The 26,564-nt window shown below is 73.1% G+C and carries 23 protein-coding genes and 1 pseudogene; 8 read left to right on the forward strand and 16 right to left on the reverse strand.

Features of this window, described 5'->3' with window-relative positions:
• Window positions 1–192: 192 nt before the first annotated feature.
• The 7 genes from ACZ64A_RS26510 to ACZ64A_RS26540 all read right to left on the reverse strand — a co-directional run bounded on the left by ACZ64A_RS26510 (window position 193) and on the right by ACZ64A_RS26540 (window position 8,351).
• Complete coding sequence (locus ACZ64A_RS26510; RefSeq protein ID WP_469813700.1) at window positions 193–1,188, reverse strand: N-acetylglucosamine kinase; 996 nt, start codon at window positions 1,186–1,188, stop codon at window positions 193–195.
• A complete protein-coding gene (locus ACZ64A_RS26515; protein WP_469813702.1) occupies window positions 1,179–2,444 on the reverse strand; it encodes a 6-phospho-beta-glucosidase in 1,266 nt (421 codons plus the stop codon). The genes ACZ64A_RS26510 and ACZ64A_RS26515 overlap by 10 nt, the downstream gene beginning before the upstream one ends.
• A gap of 6 nt (window positions 2,445–2,450) precedes the next feature.
• Window positions 2,451–3,341 (reverse strand): carbohydrate ABC transporter permease, encoded by an 891-nt coding sequence (locus ACZ64A_RS26520; RefSeq protein ID WP_469813704.1) that lies wholly within the window; start codon window positions 3,339–3,341, stop codon window positions 2,451–2,453.
• Window positions 3,342–3,344: 3 nt separating this feature from the next.
• Entirely contained in the window at window positions 3,345–4,286 is a 942-nt protein-coding gene (locus tag ACZ64A_RS26525; RefSeq protein ID WP_469813706.1) for a carbohydrate ABC transporter permease, read from the reverse strand.
• 2 nt (window positions 4,287–4,288) lie between these two features.
• Window positions 4,289–5,632, reverse strand: coding sequence for an ABC transporter substrate-binding protein (locus tag ACZ64A_RS26530; RefSeq protein WP_469813708.1), 1,344 nt, complete (start codon window positions 5,630–5,632; stop codon window positions 4,289–4,291).
• A 156-nt stretch (window positions 5,633–5,788) separates the two neighbouring features.
• Window positions 5,789–7,000, reverse strand: coding sequence for an ROK family transcriptional regulator (locus ACZ64A_RS26535; RefSeq protein WP_469813710.1), 1,212 nt, complete (start codon window positions 6,998–7,000; stop codon window positions 5,789–5,791).
• Between the two features lie 256 nt (window positions 7,001–7,256).
• Entirely contained in the window at window positions 7,257–8,351 is a 1,095-nt protein-coding gene (locus ACZ64A_RS26540; RefSeq protein ID WP_469813712.1) for a mechanosensitive ion channel family protein, read from the reverse strand.
• Window positions 8,352–8,669: 318 nt separating this feature from the next.
• Here ACZ64A_RS26540 and ACZ64A_RS26545 point away from each other — a divergent pair, with 318 nt between their 5' ends.
• Entirely contained in the window at window positions 8,670–9,206 is a 537-nt protein-coding gene (locus ACZ64A_RS26545) for an HNH endonuclease (protein ID WP_361623206.1), read from the forward strand.
• Between the two features lie 133 nt (window positions 9,207–9,339).
• Here ACZ64A_RS26545 and ACZ64A_RS26550 read toward each other — a convergent pair whose 3' ends face one another.
• From ACZ64A_RS26550 to ACZ64A_RS26580, 7 genes are all read right to left on the reverse strand, one after another.
• On the reverse strand, window positions 9,340–10,746 hold the full coding sequence (locus ACZ64A_RS26550; protein ID WP_469813714.1) for an ABC transporter permease: 1,407 nt from the start codon (window positions 10,744–10,746) through the stop codon (window positions 9,340–9,342).
• A complete protein-coding gene (locus tag ACZ64A_RS26555; protein ID WP_469813716.1) occupies window positions 10,743–11,441 on the reverse strand; it encodes an ABC transporter ATP-binding protein in 699 nt (232 codons plus the stop codon). The genes ACZ64A_RS26550 and ACZ64A_RS26555 overlap by 4 nt, the downstream gene beginning before the upstream one ends.
• The gene (locus ACZ64A_RS26560; RefSeq protein ID WP_469813718.1) at window positions 11,438–11,971 is read right to left on the reverse strand and encodes a PadR family transcriptional regulator; all 534 of its coding nucleotides are present in this window, start codon (window positions 11,969–11,971) and stop codon (window positions 11,438–11,440) included. Before ACZ64A_RS26560 ends, ACZ64A_RS26555 begins: the two co-directional genes overlap by 4 nt.
• 128 nt (window positions 11,972–12,099) lie before the next feature.
• On the reverse strand, window positions 12,100–12,351 hold the full coding sequence (locus ACZ64A_RS26565) for a hypothetical protein (RefSeq protein ID WP_469813720.1): 252 nt from the start codon (window positions 12,349–12,351) through the stop codon (window positions 12,100–12,102).
• A gap of 67 nt (window positions 12,352–12,418) precedes the next feature.
• Complete coding sequence (malQ, locus tag ACZ64A_RS26570; protein ID WP_469813722.1) at window positions 12,419–14,503, reverse strand: 4-alpha-glucanotransferase; 2,085 nt, start codon at window positions 14,501–14,503, stop codon at window positions 12,419–12,421.
• Window positions 14,504–14,776 carry a hypothetical protein gene (locus tag ACZ64A_RS26575; protein WP_469813723.1) on the reverse strand — a complete coding sequence of 91 codons (273 nt, stop codon included), beginning with the start codon at window positions 14,774–14,776 and terminating at the stop codon, window positions 14,504–14,506.
• A 193-nt stretch (window positions 14,777–14,969) separates the two neighbouring features.
• Window positions 14,970–15,605, reverse strand: a complete 636-nt coding sequence (locus ACZ64A_RS26580; RefSeq protein WP_469813725.1) for a TetR/AcrR family transcriptional regulator — start codon at window positions 15,603–15,605, stop codon at window positions 14,970–14,972.
• Between the two features lie 140 nt (window positions 15,606–15,745).
• Between ACZ64A_RS26580 and ACZ64A_RS26585 the strand changes: the two genes are divergently transcribed.
• Window positions 15,746–17,206, forward strand: a complete 1,461-nt coding sequence (locus ACZ64A_RS26585) for an FAD-dependent monooxygenase (RefSeq protein WP_469813727.1) — start codon at window positions 15,746–15,748, stop codon at window positions 17,204–17,206.
• Window positions 17,207–17,216: 10 nt separating this feature from the next.
• On the opposite strand, the gene ACZ64A_RS26590 is transcribed toward ACZ64A_RS26585, so the two are convergent.
• Window positions 17,217–17,756 (reverse strand): MarR family winged helix-turn-helix transcriptional regulator, encoded by a 540-nt coding sequence (locus ACZ64A_RS26590; RefSeq protein WP_469813729.1) that lies wholly within the window; start codon window positions 17,754–17,756, stop codon window positions 17,217–17,219.
• 123 nt (window positions 17,757–17,879) lie between these two features.
• On the opposite strand from ACZ64A_RS26590, the gene ACZ64A_RS26595 reads away from it, so the two are divergent.
• The 5 genes and pseudogenes from ACZ64A_RS26595 (at window position 17,880) to ACZ64A_RS26615 (ending at window position 22,925) form a co-directional block, all read left to right on the forward strand.
• The gene (locus ACZ64A_RS26595; RefSeq protein WP_469813731.1) at window positions 17,880–19,154 is read left to right on the forward strand and encodes an MFS transporter; all 1,275 of its coding nucleotides are present in this window, start codon (window positions 17,880–17,882) and stop codon (window positions 19,152–19,154) included.
• A gap of 19 nt (window positions 19,155–19,173) precedes the next feature.
• Entirely contained in the window at window positions 19,174–20,109 is a 936-nt protein-coding gene (locus ACZ64A_RS26600) for an EamA family transporter (RefSeq protein ID WP_469813733.1), read from the forward strand.
• 24 nt (window positions 20,110–20,133) lie between these two features.
• Window positions 20,134–21,069, forward strand: a complete 936-nt coding sequence (locus ACZ64A_RS26605) for a DMT family transporter (RefSeq protein ID WP_469813735.1) — start codon at window positions 20,134–20,136, stop codon at window positions 21,067–21,069.
• Between the two features lie 73 nt (window positions 21,070–21,142).
• Window positions 21,143–22,018 (forward strand): annotated as a pseudogene (locus ACZ64A_RS26610) (NAD(P)-dependent oxidoreductase); the annotation flags it as partial.
• Window positions 22,019–22,028: 10 nt separating this feature from the next.
• Window positions 22,029–22,925, forward strand: a complete 897-nt coding sequence (locus tag ACZ64A_RS26615) for a LysR family transcriptional regulator (protein WP_469813737.1) — start codon at window positions 22,029–22,031, stop codon at window positions 22,923–22,925.
• Window positions 22,926–23,278: 353 nt separating this feature from the next.
• Here the strand turns inward: ACZ64A_RS26615 and pepN are convergent, their stop codons facing one another.
• The gene (pepN, locus tag ACZ64A_RS26620) at window positions 23,279–25,846 is read right to left on the reverse strand and encodes an aminopeptidase N (protein ID WP_469813738.1); all 2,568 of its coding nucleotides are present in this window, start codon (window positions 25,844–25,846) and stop codon (window positions 23,279–23,281) included.
• Between the two features lie 156 nt (window positions 25,847–26,002).
• Here pepN and ACZ64A_RS26625 point away from each other — a divergent pair, with 156 nt between their 5' ends.
• Window positions 26,003–26,476 carry a DUF1203 domain-containing protein gene (locus tag ACZ64A_RS26625; protein ID WP_469813740.1) on the forward strand — a complete coding sequence of 158 codons (474 nt, stop codon included), beginning with the start codon at window positions 26,003–26,005 and terminating at the stop codon, window positions 26,474–26,476.
• The last annotated feature ends 88 nt before the right edge of the window (window positions 26,477–26,564 follow it).

Consider the following 26,564-nt stretch of genomic DNA (forward strand, 5'->3'; position numbering starts at 1 on the left):
CATCCGTCGCCGCAAGTATCGCTGCCGGAGGCCGTATCCGCACCGGCCGTGCCACGATCTTGATCGGATCGCAGCGTGGTGCGCGGCCCGGCGCCGGATGTCCCCCCTGCCCGTGCCGGAACTGCCCCTGCCCATGAATACGTCGGAGGAACCGGATCGGTTCCCCCGACGTCACTCACGGGTGACGACGTGTCACCCGTGACGTGCTCGGCTCGCGCCGGGAGCGAAGTGCGCCCGCAGCCGCTGCTGCGCCGCGCTCGTCGCCCCCAGCCGGTCCAGGCCCAGCAGCGCCGCCCCCAGCACCGGCCGCTCCCGCACCACACGCGGTGCGGCCTTGGGCGCGCGTTCCGCCAGCAGCTGCCGTACGCCGTCGTCGAGCCGGGTGTGCCCCGCGGTGAGGACCCCGCCGCCGAGCAGTACCGGGGTCTCCTCCGTCAGCAGGTCCAGGCGGGTCAGCGCGACCACCACCATGGTGGTGATCTCCTCGGCGAGCCGGTCGACGATCCGCCGGGCCACCGGGTCGCCGGCCGCCGCGGTGGCGAACAGCACCGGCGTCAGCTCGTGCCGCCGGGTGTGCTCGACGCGCCCGAGGTGCAGGGCCTCGATCAGCGCGTACATCGAGTCCAGGCCGAAGTGCGCGGGCAGGGTGCGGGCCAGCTCGGTGGGGCCGCCGCGCCCGTCCTCCGCGCGCGCCGCGTGCCACAGCGCCTCCTCGGCCAGGAACCAACCACCGCCCCAGTCACCGGAGATACGGCCGATCGCCGGGAAGCGGGCGGTGCGGCCGTCGGGGCGCATGCCGACGCAGTTGATCCCGGCGCCGCACACCACGGCCACCCCGCGCGGTTCGGCGACGCCGGCCCGCAGGATCGCGAAGGTGTCGTTGCGCACCTCGACGGACGCACCCCACGCACGCGCGTGCAGGGCCGCCGCCAGCTGCTCCTCCTCCACCGGCAGATCGGCGTTGGCCAGGCAGGCGGCCACATGTTCCACGGCGCTCACCCCGGCACGCGCGTACGCCTCCGTGACCGCCTCGGCGAGCGTGTCCACCGCGGCCCGGACGCCGACCGCGGGCGGCCGGAACGGGCCGCCGCGGGCCGTGGCGAGCACCGTGCCGTCCGCGGCGACGACTGCCACGTCGGTCTTGCTGTTGCCGGCGTCGATGGCGAGGACGCCCCCGGTCAGGCCCACGAAAGGTGCTCCCGGTTGTGTGCGATCAGCCGGTCGGTGAGGGTGTCCGCGTAGGCGTACTGGCCGATCAGCGGGTGGGCGAGCAGCGCCCGGAAGACGCGGTCGCGGCCGCCCTTCAGGGCCGCCCGCAGGGCCAGGTCCTCGTACGCGGTGACGTTGGCGATCAGGCCGGCGTACAGCGGGTCCAGGCGCGGCACGGGCAGCGGGGCGGCGCCCTTGCCGCCGACCGCGGCCTGCACCTCGATGACCGCGTCGTCGGGCAGGAAGGGCAGCGTGCCGTTGTTGAGGGTGTTCACCACCTGGTACGGGCTGCCCGCGCCGCCCAGCAGCGCCGCCGCGAGGTCGACGGCGGCCTCCGAGTAGTAGGCGCCGCCGCGCTTGGCCAGCAGCTCCGGCTTCTCGTCCAGCGCCGGATCGCCGTACATCTCGAGCAGTCGCCTCTCCATCGCGGCGACCTCGGCCGCCCGGGACGGCTTGCTGCGCAGTTCGCCGACGACCTCGTCGTGGGCGTAGTAGTAGCGCAGGTAGTACGACGGGACGACGCCGAGGCGGTCCAGCAGCGGGCGGGGCAGGCGCAGGTCGGCGGCGACGGCGTCGCCGTGCTCGGCGAGCAGCCGGGGCAGCACGTCCTCGCCCTCGGGGCCGCCCAGGCGTACGCCGGTCTCCCAGGTGAGGTGGTTCAGGCCCACGTGGTCCAGGTGCACCTCGGCGGGGGAGAGCCCGAGGTGGGCGGCGAACTTGCGCTGCAGCCCGATCGCCACGTTGCACAGCCCGACCGCCTTGTGACCGGCCTGGAGCAGGGCGCGGGTGACGATGCCGACCGGGTTGGTGAAGTCGATGATCCAGGCGTGCGGGTTGGCGCGCCGGACCCGTTCGGCGATGTCGAGGACGACGGGGACGGTGCGCAGCGCCTTGGCGAGGCCGCCCGCGCCGGTGGTCTCCTGGCCGACGCAGCCGCACTCCAGCGGCCATGTCTCGTCCTGCTCGCGGGCCGCCTGCCCGCCCACCCGCAGCTGGAGCAGCACGGCGTCGGCGCCGTCCACCCCGGCGTCGAGGTCGGCGGTGGTGACCACCCGCCCCGGGTGGCCCTGCTTGGCGAGGATGCGGCGGGCCAGACCGCCCACCAGTTCCAGCCGCTCGGCTGCCGGGTCGACGAGGACCAGTTCCTCGACGGGCAGGGTGTCCCGCAGGCGTGCGAAGCCGTCGACGAGTTCGGGGGTGTAGGTCGAGCCGCCCCCTACCACGGTGAGTTTCATATGCGGTTAACCCTTCACTCCGGTGAGCGTGACGCCCTCGACGAACGCCTTCTGCGCGAAGAAGAACACGAGGATCACGGGCGCCATGACCAGCACGGTGGCGGCCATGGTGAGGTTCCAGTCGGTGTGGTGCGCGCCCTTGAAGGACTCCAGGCCGTAACTCAGCGTCCACGCACCGGGGTTCTCGGAGGCGTAGATCTGCGGGCCGAAGTAGTCGTTCCAGGCGTAGAAGAACTGGAACAGGGCGACGGCGGCGATGCCGGGCCGGGCCATCGGCAGGACGACCCGCAGCAGAGTCCTGAGGTCGCCGCAGCCGTCGACCTTCGCCGCGTCCAGGTACTCGTTCGGGATCGTCGTCAGGAACTGCCGCAGCAGGAAGATGGAGAACGCGTCTCCGAACGCCATCGGGACGATCAGCGGCCACAGCGAGCCGGACAGGTCCAGCTGTTTCGCCCAGAACAGGTACATCGGGATGACGACGACCTGCGGCGGCAGCATCATCATCGAGATCACCAGCATCAGCGCCAGGTTGCGGCCGCGGAAGCGGAACTTGGCGAGCGCGTACGCCACGGGGACCGAGGAGACGACGGTGAGGACCGTTCCCGCGCCCGCGTACAGCAGCGTGTTCTTCCACCAGATGAGGAAACCGGGGGTGTCGAAGACCTTCCGGTAGTTGCCCCATTCCCAGGTGCGCGGGATCAGGTCCCGGCTGAGGGCCTGGCTGTCGCTCATCAGGGAGGTGAGGAACACGAACACGAACGGCAGGACGAAGAACAGCGCGGCGGCGACGCCGAGGGAGTGCACCGCGATCCACTCCAGCAGGGCCCGGCGGCGGGCGGTGCGCTCGGCCGCGGGCCGCGCGGCGACCCGCACCGGCTGGTCCAGCACTTGGGTCATGGGTCAGTCACCTGCCTGGATCAGACCGCCGCGGCGCCGCATCAGGAACGCGGTGAACACCATCGACAGGGCGAACAGCACCAGGGCGACGACACAGGCGGAGCCGTAGTCGAAGCGCTGGAAGCCGAGGTTGTAGACGAGCTGCGGGAGGGTGAGCGTGGACTTGTCCGGGTAGCCGGGCTCGAACTGGGTGCCCGCGCCCTGGATCACCCCGGAGGCGACCTTCCCGGCGATCAGCGGCTGCGTGTAGTACTGCATCGCCTGGATGACGCCGGTGACCACGGCGAACATCACGATGGGGGAGATGTTCGGCAGGGTCACGAACCGGAACCGCTGCCAGGCCGACGCCCCGTCCAGCTCGGCCGCCTCGTACTGCTCGGTGGGCACGTCGAGCAGCGCCGCCATGAAGACGACCATCAGATCGCCGATGCCCCACAGTGCGAGCAGGGTCAGCGCCGGCTTGGACCAGGCGGGGTCGTTGAACCAGCCGGGCGCCGCGACGCCCGCCTTCTCCAGAAGGGAGTTGACCGGCCCGGTGCCGGGGTTGAGCAGGAAGGCGAACGCCATGGTGGCGGCCACGGGCGGAGCGAGGTAGGGCAGGTAGAACAGGGTGCGGAAGAAGCCCGTGCCCGTCTTGATCTTCGTGATGAGCAGGCCGACGCCCAGTCCGAAGAGCACCCGCAGCGTCACCATGACGAGGACCAGCCACAGCGTGTTGCGCAGGGCGGGCCAGAACAGCGGGTAGTGCGAGAAGACGTACGACCAGTTCCTCGTCCCGCTCCACGCCGGCGGCCGGAAGCCGTCGTAGTGCATGAACGAGAAGTAGACCGTGGACAGCAGCGGGTAGGCGAAGAAGACCGCGAACCCGATCAGCCAGGGCGACAGGAAGGCGAGGTTGCGCAGCGCCGCGCGGCGGTGCTTGGACGCCAGGGTGATCGCGCTCATCGCTACTTCGCCTGTGCGATGTCGGTGTCGATCTGCGCGGCCGCCTTCTTCAGGTCGGCCTTCAGATCGGTGACCTTGCCGCTCTCGTAGTCGTAGCCGAGCTGCTGGATCGTCACCAGGTACTGGCCGCCGTTGAGGGACGCGGGCGTGGACGTGGAGTGCGGGTTCGCGGCGATGTCCAGGAACGTCCGGAACCGCGGGTCGTAGTGGAGCTTCGGTGACTTCAGGGCGGCCAGGGTGGAGGGGACGTTGTGGATCGCGTTGGAGAAGCCCACCACCGCGTCGGTGTCGGTGGTCATGTACTTCACCAGTTCCCACGCGGCGTTCTGCTTCGTGCTGGTGGCGGCGATCCCGGCGATGGTGCCGGTGATGTAGCCCTTGCCGTACTGGTCGGCCTGGTCGTCGGGGACGGGCAGCGGGGCCACGCCGATGTCGAAGCCGGGCTTCGCGTCCAGGGCCATGCCGAGCCGCCACTCGCCGTCGAGCTGCATGGCGACCTGGCCGGTGTGGAAGGGGTGCTTGGGGCCCCACTCGTCACCCAGCTCCGCCCGGTAGCGCTCCAGCTTCCCGAAGCCGCCGAGGTCGTCGACGAGCCGCTTCTGCAGAGTGAAGCCCTTCTCGAACGCCGGGTCCTTGGCGAGGTTCGACCTGCCCTCGCGGTCGAAGTAGGCGGGGGAGAACTGGCCGAGGTAGTGCTCGGTGGTGGACTCCCAGCCGTGGTAGTCCGGCATGAAGCCCAGCTGCCGGTAGGAGTCGCCCTGCGGGACGGTCAGCTTCTTCGCGTCGGCCTCGAACTCCGACCAGGTCCTCGGCGGGCTGGTGATGCCGGCCTTCGCGAACGCCGTCTTGTTGTAGTACAGCCCGTAGGCGTCGCCGAGCAGCGGGACCGCGCAGCGGTCGCCCTCGAACTGCGTGTACTCGTTCATCGCCTTCGGGAAGGTCTGCCGCGGGTCGATCCCCGCCTTCCGGAAGAACGGGTTCAGATCGATCAGCGCGCCCGAGGAGCAGAACTTGCCGACGTTGTTCGTGGTGAAGGAGGAGATCACGTCGGGCGCCTTGGTGCCGCCCGCGCGCAGCGCCTGGTTGATCTTGTCGTCGGTCATGTTGCCGACGACGTCGACGTGGATGTTCGGGTGGGCCTTCTCGAAGCCGGCGACCAGGTCGTTGACGGCCTTCACCTCGTTCGGCGCGCTCCAGGCGTGCCAGAAGGTGATCGTCGTCTCCTTCGACGGGTCGTCGCTCGCTCCGGCGCCGGACTGGCCGGTGCAGGCGGTAGCGAGCAGAACCAGCGACGCGGTCAGGGCAAAAGCCGTCCTTCGGGCGAGCGAGGGTATGACTTCGGGCATGGCGAGGCCTCCCAGGGGGCGGGGTCGGGAAGGAGGGGCTGCTGCTCTGAGGGGGCGGGGCGGGGGAGGAGCGGGTGCGCTGAGGAAGTGGGGCAGAGAGGAGCGGGTGCGGTGCTCCGGTGGGGCGGAGATGGGGAGAGACGGGGCCTGAGGGGGCTAGCGGGAGGTGTCGAAGACCTCGTCGCGGGTGACGGTCAGCGCGCGCTCCAGCGCGCCGCGCAGGACGGGATGGTCGGTGACCTCCCCGAGCACGAGCCGGGGCCGGGAGGCGGCCAGCTCCTGCAACTCGTCTTGGATCAGGGCGCGCAGCACCTCGCCGCCGCTGGTGAGCGAGGTACCGGACAGCACGACCAGCTCGGGGTCGAGCACCGAGACCAGCGAGGCGAGACCGGTGGCGAGCCGGGTGGCGTACGTCTGCAACAGCAGCCGGCCCAGCACGGTCTCCTCGGCGGCGGCCCGGGCGACCAGCACCGCCGCGGCCTCGTCGTACGGCCCCGACGGGACGTCGCTCATGCCGAGCTCGCGGGCGAGCTGGGGGACGGCCTGGGATCCGGCCAGCTCCTGGTAGCCGCCACTGTTGGCTTTCCTCACGCCGCGCACCAGCGGGGTACCGGGGACCGGAAGGAAACCCACCTCTCCGGCGCCGCCGGTGAACCCCCGGTGCAGCCGGCCGCCGAGGACCAGCGCGGCGCCGAGGCCCTCCTGGTTCCACAGCAGCACGAAGTCCTCGTGCCCCCGGGCGGCGCCGAGCCGCTGCTCGGCGAGCGCGACGAGGTTGACGTCGTTCTCGTACTCCACGGGCATCGGCAGCGCCGCGGCGAGTTCGTCGAGGAGGGCCGGGGAATGCCAGCCGGGCAGATGGGAGGCGTAGCGCAGCCGGCCGGTGCCCGGATCGAAGGCACCGGGGGTGCCGATGACGAGCCGGTGGACGTCGGCGCGGGCCAGCCCGGCGGCCTTGACGGCGCCGTCGAGGGCGTCCGTGACCTGCTGGGCGACGGGCTGCGCGGGGCGCCGGCCGGGGGTGGGCAGCTCGTACCGGCCGACGGTGCGCCCGGTGATGTCGGCGACGGCGGCCCGGATGCGGCCGGGGGCGACGTCGAGACCGGCGGCGTGGGCGGCGGACGGATTGACCTCGTACAGCTGGGCGTTGGGGCCCGGGCGGCCCTCGGCCCTGCCGGTGGCCAGCACCAGGCCGGCCGCCTCCAGCCGGGCCAGCAGCTGCGAGGCGGTGGGCTTGGACAGACCGGTGAGCTTGCCGATGCGGGTGCGGGAGAGCGGGCCGTGCTCCAGCAGCAGGTCCAGTGCGGCACGGTCGTTCATGGCGCGCAGCACACGCGGGGTGCCCGGCGTACCGGCGGTTCCTGCCATGGGGTGCCACACCTGCCTTTCCAGCGGGACAGCCTTCCAGTGCGCGGGGAGGGCTGTCCACCCCGCCGCCAGCACTGTTAGGAAAGTTTCCTATCGCTGAGCAGGAACGTAAGCCCGGCGGGAAGGGCCCGTCAAGACACGACGCCCCCGCGGCAACGGAGTCGTTGCCCGCGGGGGCGTCTGCGGACTGTGCCGGCCGGTGGTGCCGGTTGTGGTTTCAGAGGGGCGGTCGGGGCCCGTGGCGGGTGTCGGGTGGTTACTTCGCCGTGCTCGGCGGCGGGACGAGCGGCGTGGCCGCCTGGGCCTGCGGGGAGGTGGCGGCGGCGAACGCGGACGGGGCTGCGACCGAGGCCGACGGGTCCGGCGTCTCGTCCTCGGCGGGAGCCGTCGCCCCGCCGACGATCCTGATGTCGGCGGCGTCGAAGGCCCGCTTGACGCGCCAGCGCAGCTCCCGCTCCACCGAGAGCGACTTGCCGGGCATGGTCCGGGCGGAGAGCCGGACGACCATGGAGTCGATCAGCACGCTGTCCAGGCCGAGCACCTGGACCGGGCTCCACAGCAGCTCGTTCCAGGGCTCTTCCTTGCCCATCGTCTCGGCGACCTCGTCGAGCGTGGCCTTCACCCGGTCAAGGTCCTCCGACGTCTTCACCGTGACGTCCACCCCGGCCGTCGCCCAGCCCTGGGAGAGGTTGCCGATGCGCTTGACCTCGCCGTTGCGGACGTACCAGATCTCGCCGTTGTCGCCGCGCAGCTTCGTCACGCGCAGCCCGACCTCGATCACCTCGCCCGACGCGACACCCGCGTCGATGGTGTCACCGACGCCGTACTGGTCCTCCAGGATCATGAACACGCCGGACAGGAAGTCCGTGACCAGGTTGCGCGCGCCGAAACCGATCGCGACGCCCGCGACACCGGCGGAGGCCAGCAGCGGGGCGAGGTTGATGTCGAAGGTGGCCAGCACCATCAGCGCGGCGGTGCCGAGGATCAGGAACGACGCCACCGACCGAAGTACCGAGCCGATCGCCTGCGAGCGCTGGCGGCGGCGTTCGGCGTTCACCAGCAGGCCGCCGAGCGCGGTGCCGTCCACCGCCTGGACCGTGCGGGTCATCCGGTCTATCAGCTTGGTGATCGCCCGCCGCACCGCCACCCGCAGCACCGTCGCGATCACCAGGATCAGCAGCACGCGCAGGCCGATCGCGAGCCATGTCGACCAGTTCTGCTCGATCCAGCTCGCCGCGTTGGTCGCGCTCTCCTGCGCGTCCTGGAGCGTGGGTACGGTCACCGACGGCGTCTCGGAACCGGACGGCGACGGCGAGGGGCCGGCGGCCGACAGGACGGCGGGCAAGGACACGGCGGATACCTCCAGGTGCAGCGGTCTGCCCCCGGGCACGGGACGGCGGCCCCGGTCGTCAAGGTCACGGAAAGGTCACCGGAGGGCAGGGGCACCACACTAACGGGGCACGGTGTGTGCATCCGCCGGATGCCGCAAGGAGAGACCGTGCTCACCTGCGCTTGAACCGGTGGCGTGGTGGGGGATGAAGCAGATGTGGTCGAAAACACTCCCAGCCCGTTACCGGGACATGGTGGCGCCGCCACCAGGCATGAGGGGAGACTGACTACGGATCGTCCCGGCGCGAGCCACGCGCCGCCGGCGTACAAGGAGGCATCCGTGCCGCATGTCCTGGTCCTCAACGCGTCGTACGAGCCGCTCGGCGTCGTACCGCTCCGCCGCGCGCTCGTCCTCGTCCTCGAGAACAAGGCTGTCTGCCTCGAGGAGTCCGGCGCCTTTCTGCACAGCGCAACCGTCACCGTCCCCGCACCCAGCGTGGTCCGGCTCAAGCGATTCGTGCGGGTTCCCTACCGGGGGCCCGTTCCTCTGACCCGCCGGGCGCTGTTCGCCCGCGACGGGGGCCGGTGCATGTACTGCGGTGGCGTCGCAACCAGCGTCGACCACGTCATCCCGCGCTCACGCGGGGGCAAGCACGTCTGGGACAACGTGGTGGCCTCCTGCCGCCGCTGCAACCACATCAAGGCCGACCGCCACCTGATCGAACTGGGCTGGCGGCTGCGTCACAAACCGGCTCCGCCGACGGGGCTGGCCTGGCGGATCATCGGCACGGGCCACAGGGATCCGCGCTGGCTGCCCTACCTGCAGCCGTTCGGCGCGGACGACGCCCTGGCCCGGATCGACGGCATCTCCGCCTGACCCCGCTCCGGGCCGTCGCACGTCCAGCGGGGCCGGCGCCGCCGGCGTGCCGCCCCGGGAGTCCTCCGTGCTCCCGGGCCGGCGCGCGACGCGGCGCGCGCGAACCGCCGTGCGCAGTCCGCCCACGCCACGGTCACACGTAGCGCAGCCCGCCCGGCCCCGCCGTCCGCCGCAGCAGCGGCAGTGCGGTGGCCGCGGCCCCCAGACATACGGCGTAGACGGCCACCGGGACGAGCAGTGCCGCGCACGGCACCACGGGGGCGCCCAGACCGGTGGTGAGCGCGGCGTACCAGGTGCCGACCGCCATACCGCCCGCCCCGGCCAGGAACACCGCGGGCGCGAGCGGCAGCGCCGTCTCCAGCAGCAACGCCCGCCCGAGCACCCCCCGCGGCACCCCTGCCGCCGTCTGCGCGGCCAGACCCCGGCGCCGAGTGGCCACCGACTCGGCGGTGCCGACGGCCAGGCCGGACAGGGTGATCAGGAGGGCGACGCCGAGCGCGGCGGCGGTGAGGTTCAGGCCACCGGTGTAGTACCCGATGCCCGACCCGAGGGTGCCGTCCCGGCTCATCCGGCGCAGTGTGGTCAGCAGCGCCTGCCGGACGCCGACGAAGCCGGTGCCGGCCACCGTCACCAGCAGCACCGCCGCATGTGTACGGGCCGCCGCCCACGGGTCGTCCCGCAGCCGTTCCGCCGCGATCAGTACCGCCGCCGACCTCGCGCGCGGCGCCAGCAGCCGCCCCGTCAGCCGGGCCGTGGCCCCGCTCAGCCACACCGCCCCCGCGCCCACCGCGAGCAGCAGCCCGGACACCAGCAGCGGCCCCTCCGTGTAGGCACGCCACGGCGACACGCCGCTCGTGCCGCTCACGGCCACGACGGCCATCAGCGCCACCACCGCCAGCCCGGCCAGGAACGCCAGGACCGGACCGCGCCCAGTGCGCGACCGCACCCGCCGCACCCGGCCCAGCGGCGAGGCCACCACCCGGCGCAGCGCCAGCGCCCCCGCCGCCGCGCCCAGCACCGGCACCCCGGACGCGACCACGGCAAGGACGGCCCAGGCCACGACGGGTGCCTGCGACCATCCCGCCGCCAGCACAGGCACGGCGACGGCCGTCGTCAGCGCCGACCCGAGCAGACAGGCCAGCCCCGTCTCCAGCGCCGCGATCCGGCGTACCTGCCCCGACGTCGCGCCGGCCAGCCGCAGCGCCGCCAGCCGCCGGTCGCGGTGCACGGCGCCGATCCGGGCGCACTGCCCGAGGAAACCCAGCACCGGCACCAGCAGCAGAAGCAGTGCGACGATCACCCCCGAGCGCGTGCCCGGCTGGTTCAGCAGCCCCCCGCCGACGGGCACGGAGTGACCGCCGCGCAGCACGCCCAGGACGGCCGCCGCCATGGCGAACGCCGTTGCGGCCACCGCCCCCGTCGCGGTCAGCCCCACCCGCCACCACTCCCGCCGGTCCGACCCACGCGTCAGCGCCCAGGCCAGCCGCAGATCGCCGGCCAGACCGATGCCCGGGCCCCCCGCGCCTCCGTGGTCGCTCACGCGTTCACCCCCAGCTCCGCCACGACGCCGTCGCTCAGCCGTACCTCGCGGTCCGCGTAGGCAGCCGTCCGCGCGTCGTGCGTGATCAGCAGCACCGCCGCGCCCGTCTCCCGCGCCGTGAGTGTCAGCGCCGTCATCACCTGCTCGCTCGCGAGCGAGTCCAGCGCCCCCGTCGGCTCGTCTGCGAACACGATCCGCGGCCCCGTCACCAGCGCCCGCGCCAGCGCCGCCCGCTGTGCCTGCCCGCCGCTCAGCTCACCGGGGCGCAGCCCGGCCCGGCCGCGCACCCCGAACCGCTCCAGCCACGCGTCCGCCCGCTCCCGGGCCGCCGACCGCGCGAGGCCGGCCAGCAGCAGCGGCAGTGCCACGTTGTCCTGGACCGTCAGCTCCGGGATCAGCTGCCCGAACTGGAAGACCACGCCGAACTCGGTACGGCGCAGCTCGCCGAGTCGGCGCTCCGACTGCCGCTCCAGGTGCTCGCCGGCGTAGAGCACCGACCCCTCGTCGGGCCGGACGATCCCGGCCAGGCAGTGCAGCAGCGTGGACTTGCCGCTGCCGCTCGCCCCGGTCACCGCGACGATCTCCCCGGCGCGCAGCTCCAGATCGGCGCCGCGCAGGGCCGGTGTCCTGCCGTAGGCCTTGACCAGGCCACGGGCCGCGAGCAGTACTGCCGCGCCCTCCCCCTTGGTGTTCATGCAGTGTCGACCTCCGCGGTCAGATGGGTGAGCCGGTCCGCGGTGGTGGCCATCCAGCGGAGGTCGGCGTCGAGGTGGTTGAGGGCGTAGTCCGCAGAGAGCACGCTCGCCAGGTCGGCGCCCGGCGCGGTCTTCACGGCCGTCAGCTCCCGCATCCGGGCCATGTGCGCGGCGCGCTGCGCCCGCAGGCAGGCCGCCGGGTCGCCGCCGGTCAGGATCGTCACGACCACCTTGGCGAAGATCTCGTTCGTGACGAACGGCGCCGGCGGCGCGACCTCCGCCGCCCAGCGGGCCAGCTCGGCCTCGCCGTCCGGCGTCGCGCGGTAGGTGGTGCGCTCGGGACCGCCGTCGGAGCCGGTGCCCTCCACGGCCGCGAGCCCGTCACGGACCAGCCGTTGCAGGGTCGTGTAGACCTGCCCGTAGGCGAGGGGACGGGCCTGCGGGAAGCGCTCGTCGTGGCGTCGCTTGAGGTCGTAGCCATGGCTCGGCCCGGAAGCGAGCAGCCCCAGCAGGACGTGGCGGGTGCTCATGGGACCAGTATGTACTCAGTATATGTAGTGAGTGAATAGTGGCCCGAAAAAAAACGCCGCCGGGCGGCGGGCGGGCGCGGCGAAAACCCGGCCGCGGGGCGCGGCCGGGTCCGGGTGCGGAGCGTGCGTCAGGCGCGCGTCTTCGGCTTGATCACGCGGATCTTGGAGCGGTCCAGGACCATCACCAGACCCGTGATCACCGCGAAGATCACCAGCGGGGTGAACACATACAGGCCCAGCGTCTCGCCGACACTGAGGCCCTTGCCGGGGTCGTCACCGTCGTCGCGCGTCAGCGCGAGCGCGGGAGACGACATGAGCAGCATCATCAGCGTCGTACCGGCGGCCAGGGCGCCGGCGCGCAGGGCGTTCTTCTTGTCCACGGTGCCAAAGTAGCGAACGCCTCCACGGGCCGCGCGCCCGGGGTGCCGTACGGGACTCAACGACCGCTCACCGCTCCTCCCGCACCGCCTCGATCAGCGCGTGCAGCCGCGGCGAGGCGGCCAGTTCCTCCAGCGTCACCGGGCGGCCCGTCGCATCGGCGATCGGCAGCCGCCAGTTGGGGTACTGGTCCCAGGTCCCCGGCAGGTTCTGCGGCCGCCGGTCCCCGACGCCGTCCGGCAGCCACACCCCGACCAGCCGCGCCGGAGTGCGCCGCAGGAATCGGTGCACCGCCTGGATCTCCGCCTCCTCCGACGACCCGTCCGAGCCGCCCGCCCCGCGCAGCATCCCCAGCCGGGACAGCAGCGCCAGCCACTCCCCGGTGTCCGCGGACGCCTCCTCGCGCTCCACCTCCAGCGGCCGCGTCAGCAGCCCCAGCCGCTCACGCAGGTCCACGTGCTCACCGGTCAGCCGGGCCGCGGTCGGCGGCAGATCGTGCGTCGTCGCCGTCGCCAGGCAGTCCGCCCGCCACCGCTCCGGCGGCAGTGGACGCCCGTCGCCCGTCCAGTCCCGCTCGAACCACAGCACCGACGTGCCCAGCACCCCGCGCTCGCGCAGCGCCTCCCGCACCCCCGGCTCCACCGTGCCGAGGTCCTCGCCGACCACCACCGCCCCGGCCCGGGACGCCTCCAGCACCAGTACCGCCAGCATCGCCTCCGCGTCGTGGCGGACGTACGCGCCCTCGGTCGGGGCCTCGCCCTGCGGCACCCACCACAGCCGGAACAGCCCCATCACATGGTCGATACGCAGCGCCCCCGCGTACCGGAACAGCGTCCGCAGCAGATCCCGGTACGGCGCGTACCCCGACGCGGCCAGCCGGTCCGGGCGCCACGGCGGCAGCCCCCAGTCCTGCCCGCGCGCGTTGAACGCGTCCGGCGGCGCCCCCACCGACATCCCGGCGGCGAAGAACTCCTGCTGCGCCCACGCGTCCGCGCCCTGCGGATGCACCCCGACCGCCAGGTCGTGCACCACGCCCACGTCCATCCCGGCGTCCCGCGCCGCCCGCTGCGCGGCCCGCAGCTGGGCGTCGGTCAGCCAGGCCAGATGGCTGTGGAAGTCCACCCGGTCCATCAGCTCCGCACGCGCGTGTGCCGTTTCGGCCGACCGGGGATCGCGCAGTGCCTCGGGCCAGCGGCTCCAGTCCGAGCCGTGCACCTCCGCCAGCGCGCACCATGTCGCGTGGTCCTCCAGGGCCTGCCCCTGCTCGGCGAGGAAGTCGGCGTAGGCGGCCCGCCGGCCCGGGCCGAGCGGCACCTGCCGCACCACCTCCAGGGCCGCGCGCTTCAGTTCCCACACGGCGTCCCGGTCGATCAGCGCGCCCTTGTCCAGCACCGCCTCACGCAGCCCCGCCGCCCGCTCCAGCAGACCGCGCAGGGCGCCGTGGTCCTCGGCGTAGGCGTACTCCGGGACCTCCTCCACCCGCAGATGCACCGGGTCGGGGAAGCGACGGGACGACGGCCGGTACGGCGAGGGATCGGTCGGCGCGCCCGGTACGGCCGCGTGCAACGGGTTGACCTGCACGAACCCCGCGCCCAGCGCCCGTCCGGCCCAGGCGGCCAGCTCGCCGAGGTCCCCGAGGTCGCCCATGCCCCACGAGCGCCGGGACAGCAGCGAGTACAGCTGCACCAGCAGGCCGTAGGAGCGGCCGCCGGGTGTGGGCAGCCGGGGCGGGGCCACGACCAGGTGCGACCGCGCCTGGCGGCCGTCGGGAGCGGTCGCGGTCAGCCGGTGCACTCCGTGCGGCAGTTCATGCAGGTCGGGGCGCGTCTCGCCCTGTTCGGTGACCAGTTCGAGCCGGGTGCCGGGCGGCAGCGCGGCCAGTGGCTCGGGGACGGCGCCGTCCCAGCTCACCAGCGTCGGCGGCAGCAGTTGTCCGGCCAGTTCCCGCTCCCGCGCGGCGAGCGCGGCGGCCACGGCGGCGGGGTTGCTCGCGTCCACGCCGAGAGCGCCGAGCACGCGGACGAGCGCGGCCGGCGACGCGGCCACCGTGCGGTCCGGGGAGGGCTGGAAGGAGGGCGCCACGCCGTGCAGCTCGGCGAGGCGCGCCAGGTCGGGGTCCGGGGTGGCGGCGGCGTGCGGCGCGGGTGCGGTCATCTACGGCCTCGTGGTGCCGGGGTCCAGTGACGCGTCGGACTCGCTGGTGAGCGGTGCCGCGTCGGACAGGGGCGGCTCGCTGGTCAGGGGCTCGGCGTCGGGCAGGGGAGGTTCACTGGTCAGCGGGGCCTCGACGCAGGCGCTCTCGGCGCTGAAGACGCAGGCCAGGGCGGTGTCGTACTCGATGTCCGGGGCCGGAGCCTGACGGGGCAGCGCGGCCTCCGGCTCGGGTTTGGACAGGGCCGAGAGCAGAATGTGTGCCGATGCGGCCACGGGGGCCTCCTTGTCGCGTGTGCCGGGGTGCGGCGTCGGAACGGGTTACCGCAGCCCTACCCAGCGGGCGCGACGGCAGACGTCCCCGGAACGAAGGACGCCGACATCGACGGGTTCCCCGCCTATGTATACGCCACAGACTCGGGTGCACCGGGCATAGGGGGCAATATGCCTCTTGTCGGCACGACACGGGTCACGGGTGCGGCGCGGTGAGGTACCGCTGCACCGTCGGTGCCAGCCAGGCCACGACCTCCTCGCGGGCGAGCGCGACGGCCGGCTCCAGGCGCAGGACGAAGCGGGTGAGCGCGAGGCCGAGCAGCTGGGTGGCGACCAGCGCGGCGCGGGCCGGGGTCTGCTCGGGGTCGGGGCAGATCCGCCGGGCGACGGGGAGCAGCTGGTCGCGGAAGATGCCCTGCATCCGCTCGGCGCCGTCCGGGTGGGTGACGCCGACCCGCAGCATGGCGGTGAGCTGCTCGTTCTCCTCCCACAGGCCGAGGAAGTGGAGCACCAGCGCGCGTCCCGCCTCGTGGCGCGGCACGCCGGTCAGGTCGGGCAGCCGCAGATCGATCGCCACGGCCGCCGCGAACAGGCCGTCCTTGCTGCCGAAGTAGCGCATCACCATCGAGGGGTCGATACGGGCGTCCTTGGCGATGGCCCGGATGGTCGCCCGCTCGTATCCATCGGCGGCGAACCGCTCGCGGGCGGCGGCGAGGATCGCGGCGCGGGTGGCGTCGGAGCGGGAGGGGGCGGAGGAGGGGCGGGAGGAGGACCGGGAGGAGGTGGAGCGGGAGTCGTTGGAACCGGCCGTGCCGGACGTGCTTGCTTGCATGTCAACGAGCGTAGGCCAACACACGTTGGCCAACAAGCGTTGACACCCATCGACCCCACCCCCTACGTTGTCAACAAGCGTTGGTCAACAACTGTTGGCAAACAAGCGTTGAGTGAGCGTCGGCGCCCCAGGAGGCCCCCATGAACGGCACCACGGGAAACACCGGACACACCGCGGAGATCATCGTCGTCGGCTCCGGTCCCACCGGTCTGCTCCTGGCCGGAGACCTGGCCGCCGCCGGTGTTCGCGTCACCCTCGTCGAGAAGCGCCCGCGCAAGATCAGCAACCTCTCCCGTGCCTTCGTCCTGCACGCCCGCACCCTGGAGCAGCTCGACGCCCGCGGACTCGCCGACGGTCTGGAGGCCGTCGGCCGCCCCCTGGAGAGCCTGCGCCTCTTCGGCCGCCTCGCCGTCGACCTCGCCGGCCTTCCCTCCCGCTTCAACCACCTGCTGGTCATCCCGCAGTACGAGGTGGAGAAGGCCCTGCAGGAGCGGGCCGTCGCGGCCGGTGTCGACTTCCGGTACGAGACGGAGCTCACCGGCCTCACCCAGGACGCGGACGGCGTGACGGCCGAGGTCCGCACCGCGGACGGCGCGACCGAGGAGCTCCGGGCGGCGTACGTCGTCGGCACCGACGGCATGCGCAGTGCCGTACGCGCAGCCCTCGGTCTGCCCTTCCCGGGCCGGAGTGTGATCCGCTCGGTCGTGCTGGCGGACGTACGGCTGGCCGAGGAGCCGGCGAACGTGCTGACGGTGAACGCCGTCGGCGACGCGTTCGCCTTCCTGGCGCCCTTCGGTGACGGCTACTACCGGGTCATCGGCTGGCACCGCGGCCGCGACGTCCCCGACGACACGCCCCTCGACCTGGCCGAGGTCAAGGAGATCACCCGGCTCGCCCTCGGCCGGGACTACGGGATGCACGACGCCCGCTGGATGTCCCGCTTCCACAGCGACGAGCGCCAGGCGCCCGCCTACCGGGTGGGCCGGGTCTTCCTCGCCGGGGACGCCGCGCACGTCCACACCCCGGCCGGCGGCCAGGGCATGAACACCGGCCTGCAGGACGCGGCCAACCTGGGCTGGAAACTCGCCCAGGTGCTGCACGGCCACGCTCCGGACGCCCTGCTGGACACCTACCAGGCCGAACGCCACCCCGTCGGCAGGTCGGTGCTGCGCAGCAGCGGCGGCATCGTCCGCCTGGCGATGGCCAAGCGCCCCTGGACCCTCGCACTGCGCGCCGCGCTGACCACGGTCCTCGACCACGCCGCGCCCGCCCGCCGCCGCGCCGTCGGCCGGATCACCGGCATCGGCTACCGCTACCCGGCGCCGCGCGGCGCGCACCCGCTGACCGGCACCCGCGTCCCCGACGTCGCCCTGGCCGGCGGCGGCCGCCTCTACGAGGCCCTGCGCGAGGGCCGCTTCGTCCTGATCACCCCGGACGCGTACGACCCCGGCGCCGCCCGCAAGGACCGGCTGACGGTCGCGCACTGGGCGAGTGCCCGCCGCACCGCGCTGCTGGTCCGCCCCGACGGTTACACGGCCTGGGCCGGTGACGAGCCGGTCCCGGCGGCCGTCGACGCCGCGCTCGCGGCGCACGTGGGCTGAGCTGCGGCGGTCAGCTCCCCGCCTGCCGGGTCCCCGCCAGCAGCTCCCGCAACAGGTCGGCCAGATGGCCGGCCTGTTCCTCGTCCAGGGCCGCCGTCACGGCCTGCGTCTGCACGGCGAGGCCCGCGCCGACCGCCTCGTCGATCAGACGCAGTCCCTCGTCGGTCAGCGTCACCTGCAGACCCCGGCGGTCGTGCGGGTCGGGGGAGCGGCGCAGCAGGCCGGCCCGCTCCAGTTTGTCGAGGCGGCCGGTCATGCCGCCGGTGGTGAGCATCAGCGTCGCCGAGAGCTGGCGCGGCGAGAGGGTGTAGGGCTCGCCCGCGCGGCGCAGGGTGGCCAGCACGTCGAACTCGCCGCGGGAGATGCCGAAACGGGCGTACGCCTTCTCCATGCGGTCGCCCATGGTCCGCGCGAGCCGGTAGATGCGGCCGAAGACCTCCATCGCGCGGGTGTCGAGGTCGGGGCGCACGGTGGCCCACTGCTCGATGATCGTGTCGACCGGGTCCCGGGGGGCCGGGGGCTGGGGCTCGGGCTGAGGCTTCGCAGTCATGGGGCGAGTATCCGCATCACATCGATGGGTTGCAAGAAAGTGGCTTCTCGCTAAGTGGCTTGACTATAAGTAGCTTACGGCTAAGCTACTTCCTATCGAGCCACCGACGAGGGGGATGTCGCCGTGAAGAAGCCGGATCGCCAACCGGGCCTGTGGGCCCTGCCCGTAGCCGCCGCGGTCAACGGCGTCGGCACCGGTCTGTACGTGCCGTTCACGCTGGTGTTCTTCCACACCGTGACCGGGCTGTCGTTCACCGTCGTCGGTGCCGTCCTCACCGTCACCGGACTCATCGGCCTCTCCGCGCTCCCGCTCGCCGGTGCGGCCGTCGACCGGTACGGGGCCAAGCGCGTGAGTTACGTGCTCTACGGCGTGCGGGTCGCCGGGTTCGCGCTCTACCCCTTCGCCCACGCCCTGCCCGCGTTCGCCGCAGTCGCCCTGGTCACCGCGGCGGCCGACCGGGCCTTCCCCGCCGCACAGCAGTCCCTGATCGGCGAGGTGGCCCGCGGTGCGGACCGCGACCGGCTGCAGGCGGCCACCCGCGCCCTGCAGAACGGCGGCAACGGCGCCGGCGCCCTCCTCGCCTCGCTGGTCATCGCCTTCGCCGGTCCCACCGGCTACACCTACACCGCCTGGGGCAACGCCCTGTCCTTCGCGCTGGCCGCGCTGCTGCTGCGCCCGCTGAAGCCGGTCCGCTCCACGGCCGCCGACCGGCGCCGCGCCGGCTACCGGCTGGTCCTCGCCGACCGGCCCTTCCTCGTCGTCACCGGCGCCAACTTCCTCAACGCGCTCAGCTACTCGGCCCTGTCCGTCCTCTTCCCGCTGTTCCTGCTGGAGTGGCTGCACGCGCCCGGCGCGCTCACCGGATCGGCGTTCACGGTCAACACCGTGCTGTGCGCGCTGGCCGGCGTCTACGTCGGCAGCCGGGTACGGCGGGCCGGCGCCCGCCGCACCCGGGCCGCGGCCCTCGGCGGCACCCTGTTCTCGGCCGCGTTCGCCGCGCAGATCGTGCTCGGCACCCTGCGGCCCACCTCCGGCCCGGTCCTCGGCACCGCACTCACCGCCGTGGTCGTCGTCTACACGCTCGGCGAGCTGATCCACAGCCCCGCCGCCGAGGTGCTCGCCGTGTCGGCGGCGCCCGAGGAGGCCCGCGGCCGCTACATGGCCGCCTACCAGATCTCCTGGTCGCTGGCGAAGGCCGTCGCGCCCTCCTTGTTCACCACCCTCTTCGCGGCGGACGGCCGGCTGCCCTGGGCGGTGCTGATCGTCACCTCCGCCCTCGCCGCCGCCCTGCTGATCCGCGTGGAGCGCCGGCTGCCCGCCGAGGCCGTACGGCCCCGCCCGGTCACCGTCGCCCAGAGCGCCGCCCCCGCCACCGCCACCGCGCCGGTCGCGGCGTAACCCCGAAGGAGACACCGTGATGTCCCGCACCGCCACCATCCTGCTCACCGCCCTCGCCCCGGTCTCCTGGGGCACCACCTACGCCGTCACCAGCGAGTTCCTGCCGCCCGACCGTCCCCTGTTCACCGGCCTGATGCGGGCCCTGCCCGCCGGTCTGCTGCTGCTCGCCCTCACCCGGGTGCTGCCGCGCGGCGCCTGGTGGGGCAAGGCGGCCGTGCTCGGCGCGCTGAACATCGGCGCCTTCTTCCCGCTGCTGTTCCTGTCCGCCTACCGGCTGCCCGGCGGCATGGCCGCGGTCGTCGGCTCGATCGGCCCGCTGTTCGTCGTCGGCCTGTCCGCGCTGCTCCTCGGCCAGCGGCCGACGCTCCGGGCCGTCGTCACCGGACTGACCGCCGCGTTCGGGGTGAGCCTGGTCGTCCTGAAGGCCGCCGGTGCGCTCGACACCCTCGGTGTGCTCGCCGCGCTCGCCTCCACCGCGTCGATGTCGGCCGGCACGGTCCTGACGAAGAAGTGGGGCCGCCCCGAGGGCGTCGGACCGCTGGCGCTCACCGGCTGGCAGCTGACGGCCGGCGGCCTGCTGATCGCCCCGCTCGCCCTCCTCGTCGAGGGCGCCCCGCCCGCCCTGGACGCCCCGGCGATCGGCGGCTACCTCTACCTGGCGCTCGCCAACACCGCCGTCGGCTACTGGCTCTGGTTCCGTGGCATCGGCCGCCTCAGCGCCACCCAGGTCACCTTCCTCGGCCCGCTCTCCCCGCTGACCGCCGCGATCGTCGGATGGGCCGCGCTGGGACAGAGCCTCACACCCCTGCAACTGGCGGGCATGGCCCTGGCGTTCACCGCGACCCTGGCAGGCCAGCTCGGACAGCGGACCCCCACCGCCCGACTGTTCAGTTCACCTGAACAAAATACTCAGAAACTTTCGATGGACCTGACAGGAGAACCGCTGCGACGGTAGAAGCACCACCAGGAAGGGAGCTTCGTGACCGCCGCCGTCACCCGCACCGATTCACCCCGCACCACCCCCGCCGCCCCCACCACCCCCGTCCCCAGGGCCGCCGCCCTGGGGATCGCCCTTGCCGCCGTGGCCACCGTCGTCTGGTCCGGCAGCTTCGTCGCCTCACGGGCCCTCGGCGAGACCGTGCCGCCCGTGCAGCACGCGTTCTGGCGCTGGGTGATCGCGCTCGTGGCGGTCGCCCCCTTCGGCGCCCGCGACGCCTGGCGCCAACGCCACCTGATCCGCCGCCACCTCGGTTACATCGCGCTCGCCTCCGTCCTCGGCATCACCGTCTACAACACCCTCGTCAACCAGGCCGCCGTGACCACCCCGGCCGCCAACATGGGCATGATCATGGCCGCTTCACCGGTCCTGATGGCGGTCTGGGAACGGGCGGGCGGCGTACGGCTCGGCGGGCGCCGCGTCGCCGGGCTGCTCCTGGCCTGCGCGGGCGTTCTCCTGCTCGTCGGCCGGGGCGGCACGGCCGCCTTCTCCACCGGCGACCTGTGGATGATCGCCGCCGCCTGCTGCTTCGGCTCCTACAGCGCCCTGCTGCGCCGCCGCCCGGCGGGCATCGACGGTACGGCGTTCCTGTTCACCACGTTCCTCCTCGGCACGGTGATGCTGCTCCCGGCGCAGGCGGCGAGCGTGACCGTGCAGGGCGGCTTCCCCCTGACCCCCGGGACGGTCCTGCCCCTCCTCTACGTCGGCGTGGCGTCCTCCGCCGTCGCCTTCTTCGCCTGGAACAAGGCCGTCTCCCTGGTCGGCCCGAGCGGCGCGGGCGTCGTCTACTACCTCCAGCCGGTGTGCGTGGCCCTGCTGTCCTGGGCCCTGCTCGGCGAGGCGTTCGGCCCCTGGCAGGTGCTGTGCATGGCGCTGATCCTCGGCGGCGTCATGCTGGGCGCGGCCTCCCGGCGCTGACGCGGCCCCCGCGGCCGGGCACCCGCCCGACCAGGCAGACTGCACGGGACACCGACAAGCAGACAGCACGAGACGGACAAGCGGGAGGGAACCGACGATGACGCACGTCGCCGTGGCGGGACTGGGAATCATGGGCCGGGGCATGGCGGAGAACCTGCTGCGCGCCGGGCACACGGTCACCGTCTGGAACCGCAGCCCGCAGCCCGCCGCCGAACTCGCCGCCTCCGGCGCCCTGGTGGCCGCCACCCCCGCGCAGGCCGCCGCGCAGGCGGACGTCGTCTTCGAGGTGACCGCCGACGACGCCTCCTCCCGCGCGGTCTGGCAGGGCCCCGACGGCATCCTCGCCGGCGGCCGCCCCGGCACCACCCTCATCGCCTCCGCGACCCTCTCCGTGGCCTGGGTCGAGGAACTGGCCGCCCTGTGCGCCGAACACAAGGCGCCCTTCTACGACATGCCGCTGACCGGAGGCGCGGCCGGCGCCCGCTCCGGCCAGTTGGTCCTGCTGGCCGGCGGCGACCCCGACCGGCTGACCGCGCTGCGCCCGGTGACCGACGCCATCGCCCGCGAGGTCCGCCACTTCGGTCCGGCCGGCGCCGGCACCCGCTTCAAGCTGGTCCTCAACGCGCTGCAGGCCATCCACCTGGCCGGATTCGGCGAGGCGCTGCGCATTGCCCGGGCCGCCGGCCTCGACCCGCACCAGGTGGGCACCGCCCTGCTGGACCGGCCCGGCGGCGTGGTCACCGAGGCGGCCTGGGACAACTACCTGAACCCGCCGCAGCAGGCCAACTTCTCCGCGGACTGGGCGCACAAGGACCTCACCTACGCCTCCCGCATGGCGGACCAGGTCGACCACCCGCTCCTCGACGGCGTGCTGTCCCTCTTCTCCGCGGCGCTCGCGGACGGTCGCGGCAAGGAGGACTGGAGCACGGTCAACCCGGTGGCCGGATAGGTTGCCGTGCATGGTCGACTGGGACATCCGCAAACTGCAGATCCTGCGCACCCTGCGCGACGAGGGCACGGTCACCGCGACCGCCGAGGCCCTGCGGATGACCCCGTCGGCCGTCTCCCAGCAGCTGACCAACCTCGCCCGGCAGCTCGGTGTGCCCCTCCTGGAGGCCCACGGGCGCCGGGTACGGCTGACGGCGGCGGCCCGGCTGGTCCTGCACCACACCGAAGCGGTCTTCGAACAGCTCCGGCGCGCCGAGAGCGAACTGACGGCCTACGTCCAGGGGGAGGCCGGTGAGGTCAGGGTGGGCGCGTTCAGCACGGCCGTACCGGCGCTCGTCGTACCGGCCGTGCGCAGCCTGAAGGTGTCGGCGCCGGGGGTGACCGTCCGGGTGCGCGAGACGGAGGCGGCGCAGGCGTACGACCTCCTCGCGGCCGGCGAGGTCGACGTGGCCCTCTCGCTGGCGGCCCACGCGCCCACCGCCCGCGACGCCCGCTTCCACCTGATCCCCCTGCTGGCCGACCCCCTGGACGTGGCCCTGCCCCGGGACCACCCCCTCGCCGCCTCCCCGGCCCTGCGCCTGGCCGACCTCGCGGCCGAGCCGTGGATCTTCGGCGGCAGCGGCCCCTGGACGGACATCACCCGCGCCGCCTGCGAGGCGGCCGGCTTCAGCCCCGCCCAGGGCCACGCGGCGTCCGGCTGGACGGCGATCCTGGCGATGGTGGAGGCCGGCATGGGCGTGGCCCTGGTCCCCCGCATGGCAGCGGTCCCGAGAGCAGGCGTGGCCATGCGCCACCTCTCCTCCGACAGCCCGGTCCGCCACGTCCTGGCGGCAACCCGCCGAGGCACGACAGAAGCACCGGCGGTCTCCCGAGTCCTACAGGCCCTACGCGAGGCGTCCCGGACATAGCCCCCGCACCTGAACCGACGGCGGCCCGCACCCGCGTACGGCGGTGAGGGGACGGGGTGGGGGGTGTCCGCCCGCAGCGTCCGGCACCGTGACACCGAGCCCTCGTCGGAAACGGATGGCCGGACCGAGGACGGACACCCCCCACCCCGGCCCCGCCCCACGACGCACCGTAGGCGAGGACCGCAACCGCTCACCGGACGGCAACGGGCCGCCGCAGGCACAACAGGGGCGCGGGGAACTGCGCGACCAGCCCCCCACACACCCGCACCCGAACGACGACCCAAAAACCGCCCAGACCGCGTCAGCGACCCGCGTCAGCGACCCGCGTCAGCGACCCGCGTCAGCGACCCGCGTCAGCGACCCGCGTCAGCGCTCCGCGCCCGCAGCGCCCGCTCAACCCCCGACCGCGACTCCGACACCAACCGCCGCAGCGCGGCGTTCGGCGACGCGGAGGACAGCCACGCGTCCGTCGCCCGCAGCGTCTCCTCGGACACCTGCAGCGACGGATACAGCCCCACCGCGATCTGCTGCGCCATCTCGTGCGACCGCGACTCCCACACGCCCTTGACCGCGTCGAAGTACTTCTCGGTGTACGGCGCGAGCAGCTCCCGCTGATCCGTCTGCACGAACCCCGCGATCACCGCCTCCTGCACGGCGTTCGGCAGCTTGTCGGACTCCACGACCGACGCCCACGCCTCGGCCTTGGCCTCGGCCGTCGGCCGTGCCGCCCGCGCGGTCGCCGCGTGCCGCTCACCCGCGGCCGTCTTGTCCCGCTCGTACTCGCCCGCGATCTCCGCCTCGTCGAAGCGCCCCACCGCCGCGAGCCGCTCCACGAACGCCCACCGCAGTTCGGTGTCCACGACGAGCCCGTCGACCGCCTGCGACCCGTCCAGCAGCCCCTCCAGCAGGTCCAGCTGCTCGGGCGTGCGGGCCGTCGCGGCGAACGCCCGCGCCCAGGCCAGCTGGTGGTCGCTGCCCGGCGCGGCGGACCGCAGGTGGGCGAGCGTGGCATCGGTCCACCGGGTCAGCAGAGCGTCCCGCCCGGCCGGGTCGGCGTACAGGTCGATCGCCAGCTTCACCTGCCGCTGCAGCGACTGCACCACACCGATGTCGGACTCCTTGCCGATGCCGGACAGCACCAGCGACAGGTAGTCCCGGGTCGCCAGCTCGGCGTCCCGCGTCATGTCCCACGCCGACGCCCAGCACAGCGCACGCGGCAGGGACTCCGTGAAGTCCCCGAGGTGCTCGGTGACCACGGCCAGCGACTGCTCGTCCAGGCGCACCTTGGCGTAGGACAGGTCGTCGTCGTTGAGCAGCACGACCGCCGGACGGCGCTTGCCGACGAGCTGCGGCACGGCCGTCAGCTCACCGTCGACGTCCAGCTCGACCCGCTCCACCCGGACCAGCTTGCCCGCCTCGTCGAGGTCGTAGAAGCCGACGGCGATGCGGTGCGGGCGCAGCACGGGCTCGCCCTTGGCCCCGGCGGGCAGCGCGGGCGCCTCCTGCCGGACGGCGAAGGACGTGACGACACCCTCGCCGTCCGTCTCGATCTCGGGCCGCAGCACATTGATGCCGGCCGTCTGCAGCCACTTCTGCGACCAGGTCTTCAGATCGCGCCCGGAGGTCTCCTCCAGCGCGCCCAGCAGGTCCGACAGCCGCGTGTTGCCGAACGCGTGCCGCTTGAAGTACGCCTGCACGCCCCGGAAGAACTCGTCCTCACCGACGTACGCGACGAGCTGCTTCAGCACGGACGCGCCCTTGGCGTAGGTGATGCCGTCGAAGTTGACGAGCACGTCGTCCAGGTCGCGGATGTCCGCCATGATCGGGTGCGTGGACGGCAGCTGGTCCTGCCGGTAGGCCCACGTCTTCATGGAGTTGGCGAACGTGGTCCACGAGTGCGGCCACCGCGAGCCCGGCGCGGCCGCCTGGCAGGCGATGGAGGTGAACGTGGCGAACGACTCGTTCAGCCACAGGTCGTTCCACCACTCCATGGTGACCAGGTCGCCGAACCACATGTGGGCCAGCTCGTGCAGGATCGTCTCCGCGCGCACCTCGTACGCCGCGTCGGTCACCTTGGACCGGAAGACGTACTGGTCGCGGATGGTGACCGCACCGGCGTTCTCCATCGCGCCCGCGTTGAACTCGGGCACGAAGAGCTGGTCGTACTTGGCGAACGGGTAGGCGTAGTCGAACTTCTCCTGGAACCAGTCGAAGCCCTGCCGGGTGACCTCGAAGATCGCGTCCGCGTCCAGGAACTCGGCGAGCGAGGGCCGGCAGTAGATGCCGAGCGGCACGGACCGCCCGTCCTTCTCGTACACGCTGTGCACCGCGTGGTACGGGCCGACGATGAGCGCGGTGATGTAGCTGGAGATACGCGGGGTCGGCTCGAAGACCCACACGTTGTCCTTGGGCTCCGGCGTCGGGGAGTTCGAGACGACGGTCCAGCCCTCGGGCGCCTTCACGGTGAACTGGAAGGTGGCCTTCAGGTCGGGCTGCTCGAAGGAGGCGAACACGCGCCGCGCGTCCGGCACCTCGAACTGCGTGTACAGATAGGCCTGCTGGTCGACCGGGTCGACGAACCGGTGCAGGCCCTCACCGGTGTTGGTGTAGGCGCAGTCGGCGACGACGCGCAGGACGTTGCGGCCCTGGAGCAGGCCGGGCAGCGCGATCCGCGAGTCCGCGAAGACCTCGGCGGGGTCGAGCCGGTCGCCGTTCAGGACCACCTCGTGGACGGTCGGCGCCACCAGGTCGATGAACGACTCCGCGCCATTCTCGGTGACGTCGAAGCGCACCGTGGTCACGGACCGGTAGGTGCCGCCCTCCTGCGCGCCGGAGAGGTCGAGATCGATCTCGTACGAGTCAACGGTGAGCAGCGTCGCCCGCTGCTGCGCCTCTTCGCGAGTCAGGTTTGTGCCAGGCACGCGGTCATCTCCTCGTGATGTGTCGGTTGCGCCATCCTTCCACGTCAGCTCCGGCTTCGGCGATGATCCGGCGACCCTCTCGGCCGCCGGCCCGGGCCCGGACACGATGTCCGGATCCCGCCGGTGCCGCGCGCCCGCGCGCGCGAGCCTGAGGACATGACCACCTACACCGCACGACCCATCGCACCGGAGGTCCTGAAGGACCTGCGCATCACCGACGACGCGGGCCGTCCCGTGTCCGCGATCACCGACGACGAGGGCGGCGCCCCGCTGCGCTGCTGCCTGCGCCACAGCGAGCCGGGGGAGAGGATCGCCCTGGTCTCCTACGCGCCGCTGCGCCGCTGGGCGGCCGAGACGGGAGCCGAGCCGGGCCCGTACGACGAGCAGGGCCCGGTCTTCGTCCACGCCGAGGAGTGCGCGGGCCCGCGGGGCGAGGGCCTGGCGTTCACGAACGCCCACCGCGTCCTGCGCCGCTACTCGGCCGACGGGCGCATCCTCGGCGGAGAGCTGGTCGAGGAGGGCTTCGGCGACGAGGACCTCCACAAAGCGTTCGACGACCCGTCCGTGGCGCTCGTCCACGTCCGGGCCGTCGAGTACGGCTGCTTCTACTACGAGGTCCGCAGGCCCTAGGCCGTGTCCGCAAAGTGGTGCGCTCGTTGGTCTGTTCGTGGTGCGTCGTCATGAGCTGACCGATGAGTCGTGGGCGGTGATCGAGCCG

The sequence above is a fragment of the Streptomyces sp. NPDC104814 genome (assembly GCF_055583185.1).

What these genes read in the sequence shown, in the direction of transcription:
- ACZ64A_RS26515 (WP_469813702.1), bottom strand. Translation starts at nt 2,444, where the DNA reads ATGAAACTCACCGTGGTAGGGGGCGGCTCGACCTACACCCCCGAACTC.
- ACZ64A_RS26520 (WP_469813704.1), bottom strand. Translation starts at nt 3,341, where the DNA reads ATGACCCAAGTGCTGGACCAGCCGGTGCGGGTCGCCGCGCGGCCCGCG.
- ACZ64A_RS26525 (WP_469813706.1), bottom strand. Translation starts at nt 4,286, where the DNA reads ATGAGCGCGATCACCCTGGCGTCCAAGCACCGCCGCGCGGCGCTGCGC.
- ACZ64A_RS26530 (WP_469813708.1), bottom strand. Translation starts at nt 5,632, where the DNA reads ATGCCCGAAGTCATACCCTCGCTCGCCCGAAGGACGGCTTTTGCCCTG.
- ACZ64A_RS26535 (WP_469813710.1), bottom strand. Translation starts at nt 7,000, where the DNA reads ATGGCAGGAACCGCCGGTACGCCGGGCACCCCGCGTGTGCTGCGCGCC.
- ACZ64A_RS26555 (WP_469813716.1), bottom strand. Translation starts at nt 11,441, where the DNA reads ATGAACACCAAGGGGGAGGGCGCGGCAGTACTGCTCGCGGCCCGTGGC.
- ACZ64A_RS26560 (WP_469813718.1), bottom strand. Translation starts at nt 11,971, where the DNA reads ATGAGCACCCGCCACGTCCTGCTGGGGCTGCTCGCTTCCGGGCCGAGC.
- malQ (WP_469813722.1), bottom strand. Translation starts at nt 14,503, where the DNA reads ATGACCGCACCCGCGCCGCACGCCGCCGCCACCCCGGACCCCGACCTG.
- ACZ64A_RS26580 (WP_469813725.1), bottom strand. Translation starts at nt 15,605, where the DNA reads ATGCAAGCAAGCACGTCCGGCACGGCCGGTTCCAACGACTCCCGCTCC.
- ACZ64A_RS26585 (WP_469813727.1), top strand. Translation starts at nt 15,746, where the DNA reads ATGAACGGCACCACGGGAAACACCGGACACACCGCGGAGATCATCGTC.
- ACZ64A_RS26590 (WP_469813729.1), bottom strand. Translation starts at nt 17,756, where the DNA reads ATGACTGCGAAGCCTCAGCCCGAGCCCCAGCCCCCGGCCCCCCGGGAC.
- ACZ64A_RS26600 (WP_469813733.1), top strand. Translation starts at nt 19,174, where the DNA reads ATGTCCCGCACCGCCACCATCCTGCTCACCGCCCTCGCCCCGGTCTCC.
- ACZ64A_RS26615 (WP_469813737.1), top strand. Translation starts at nt 22,029, where the DNA reads ATGGTCGACTGGGACATCCGCAAACTGCAGATCCTGCGCACCCTGCGC.
- ACZ64A_RS26625 (WP_469813740.1), top strand. Translation starts at nt 26,003, where the DNA reads ATGACCACCTACACCGCACGACCCATCGCACCGGAGGTCCTGAAGGAC.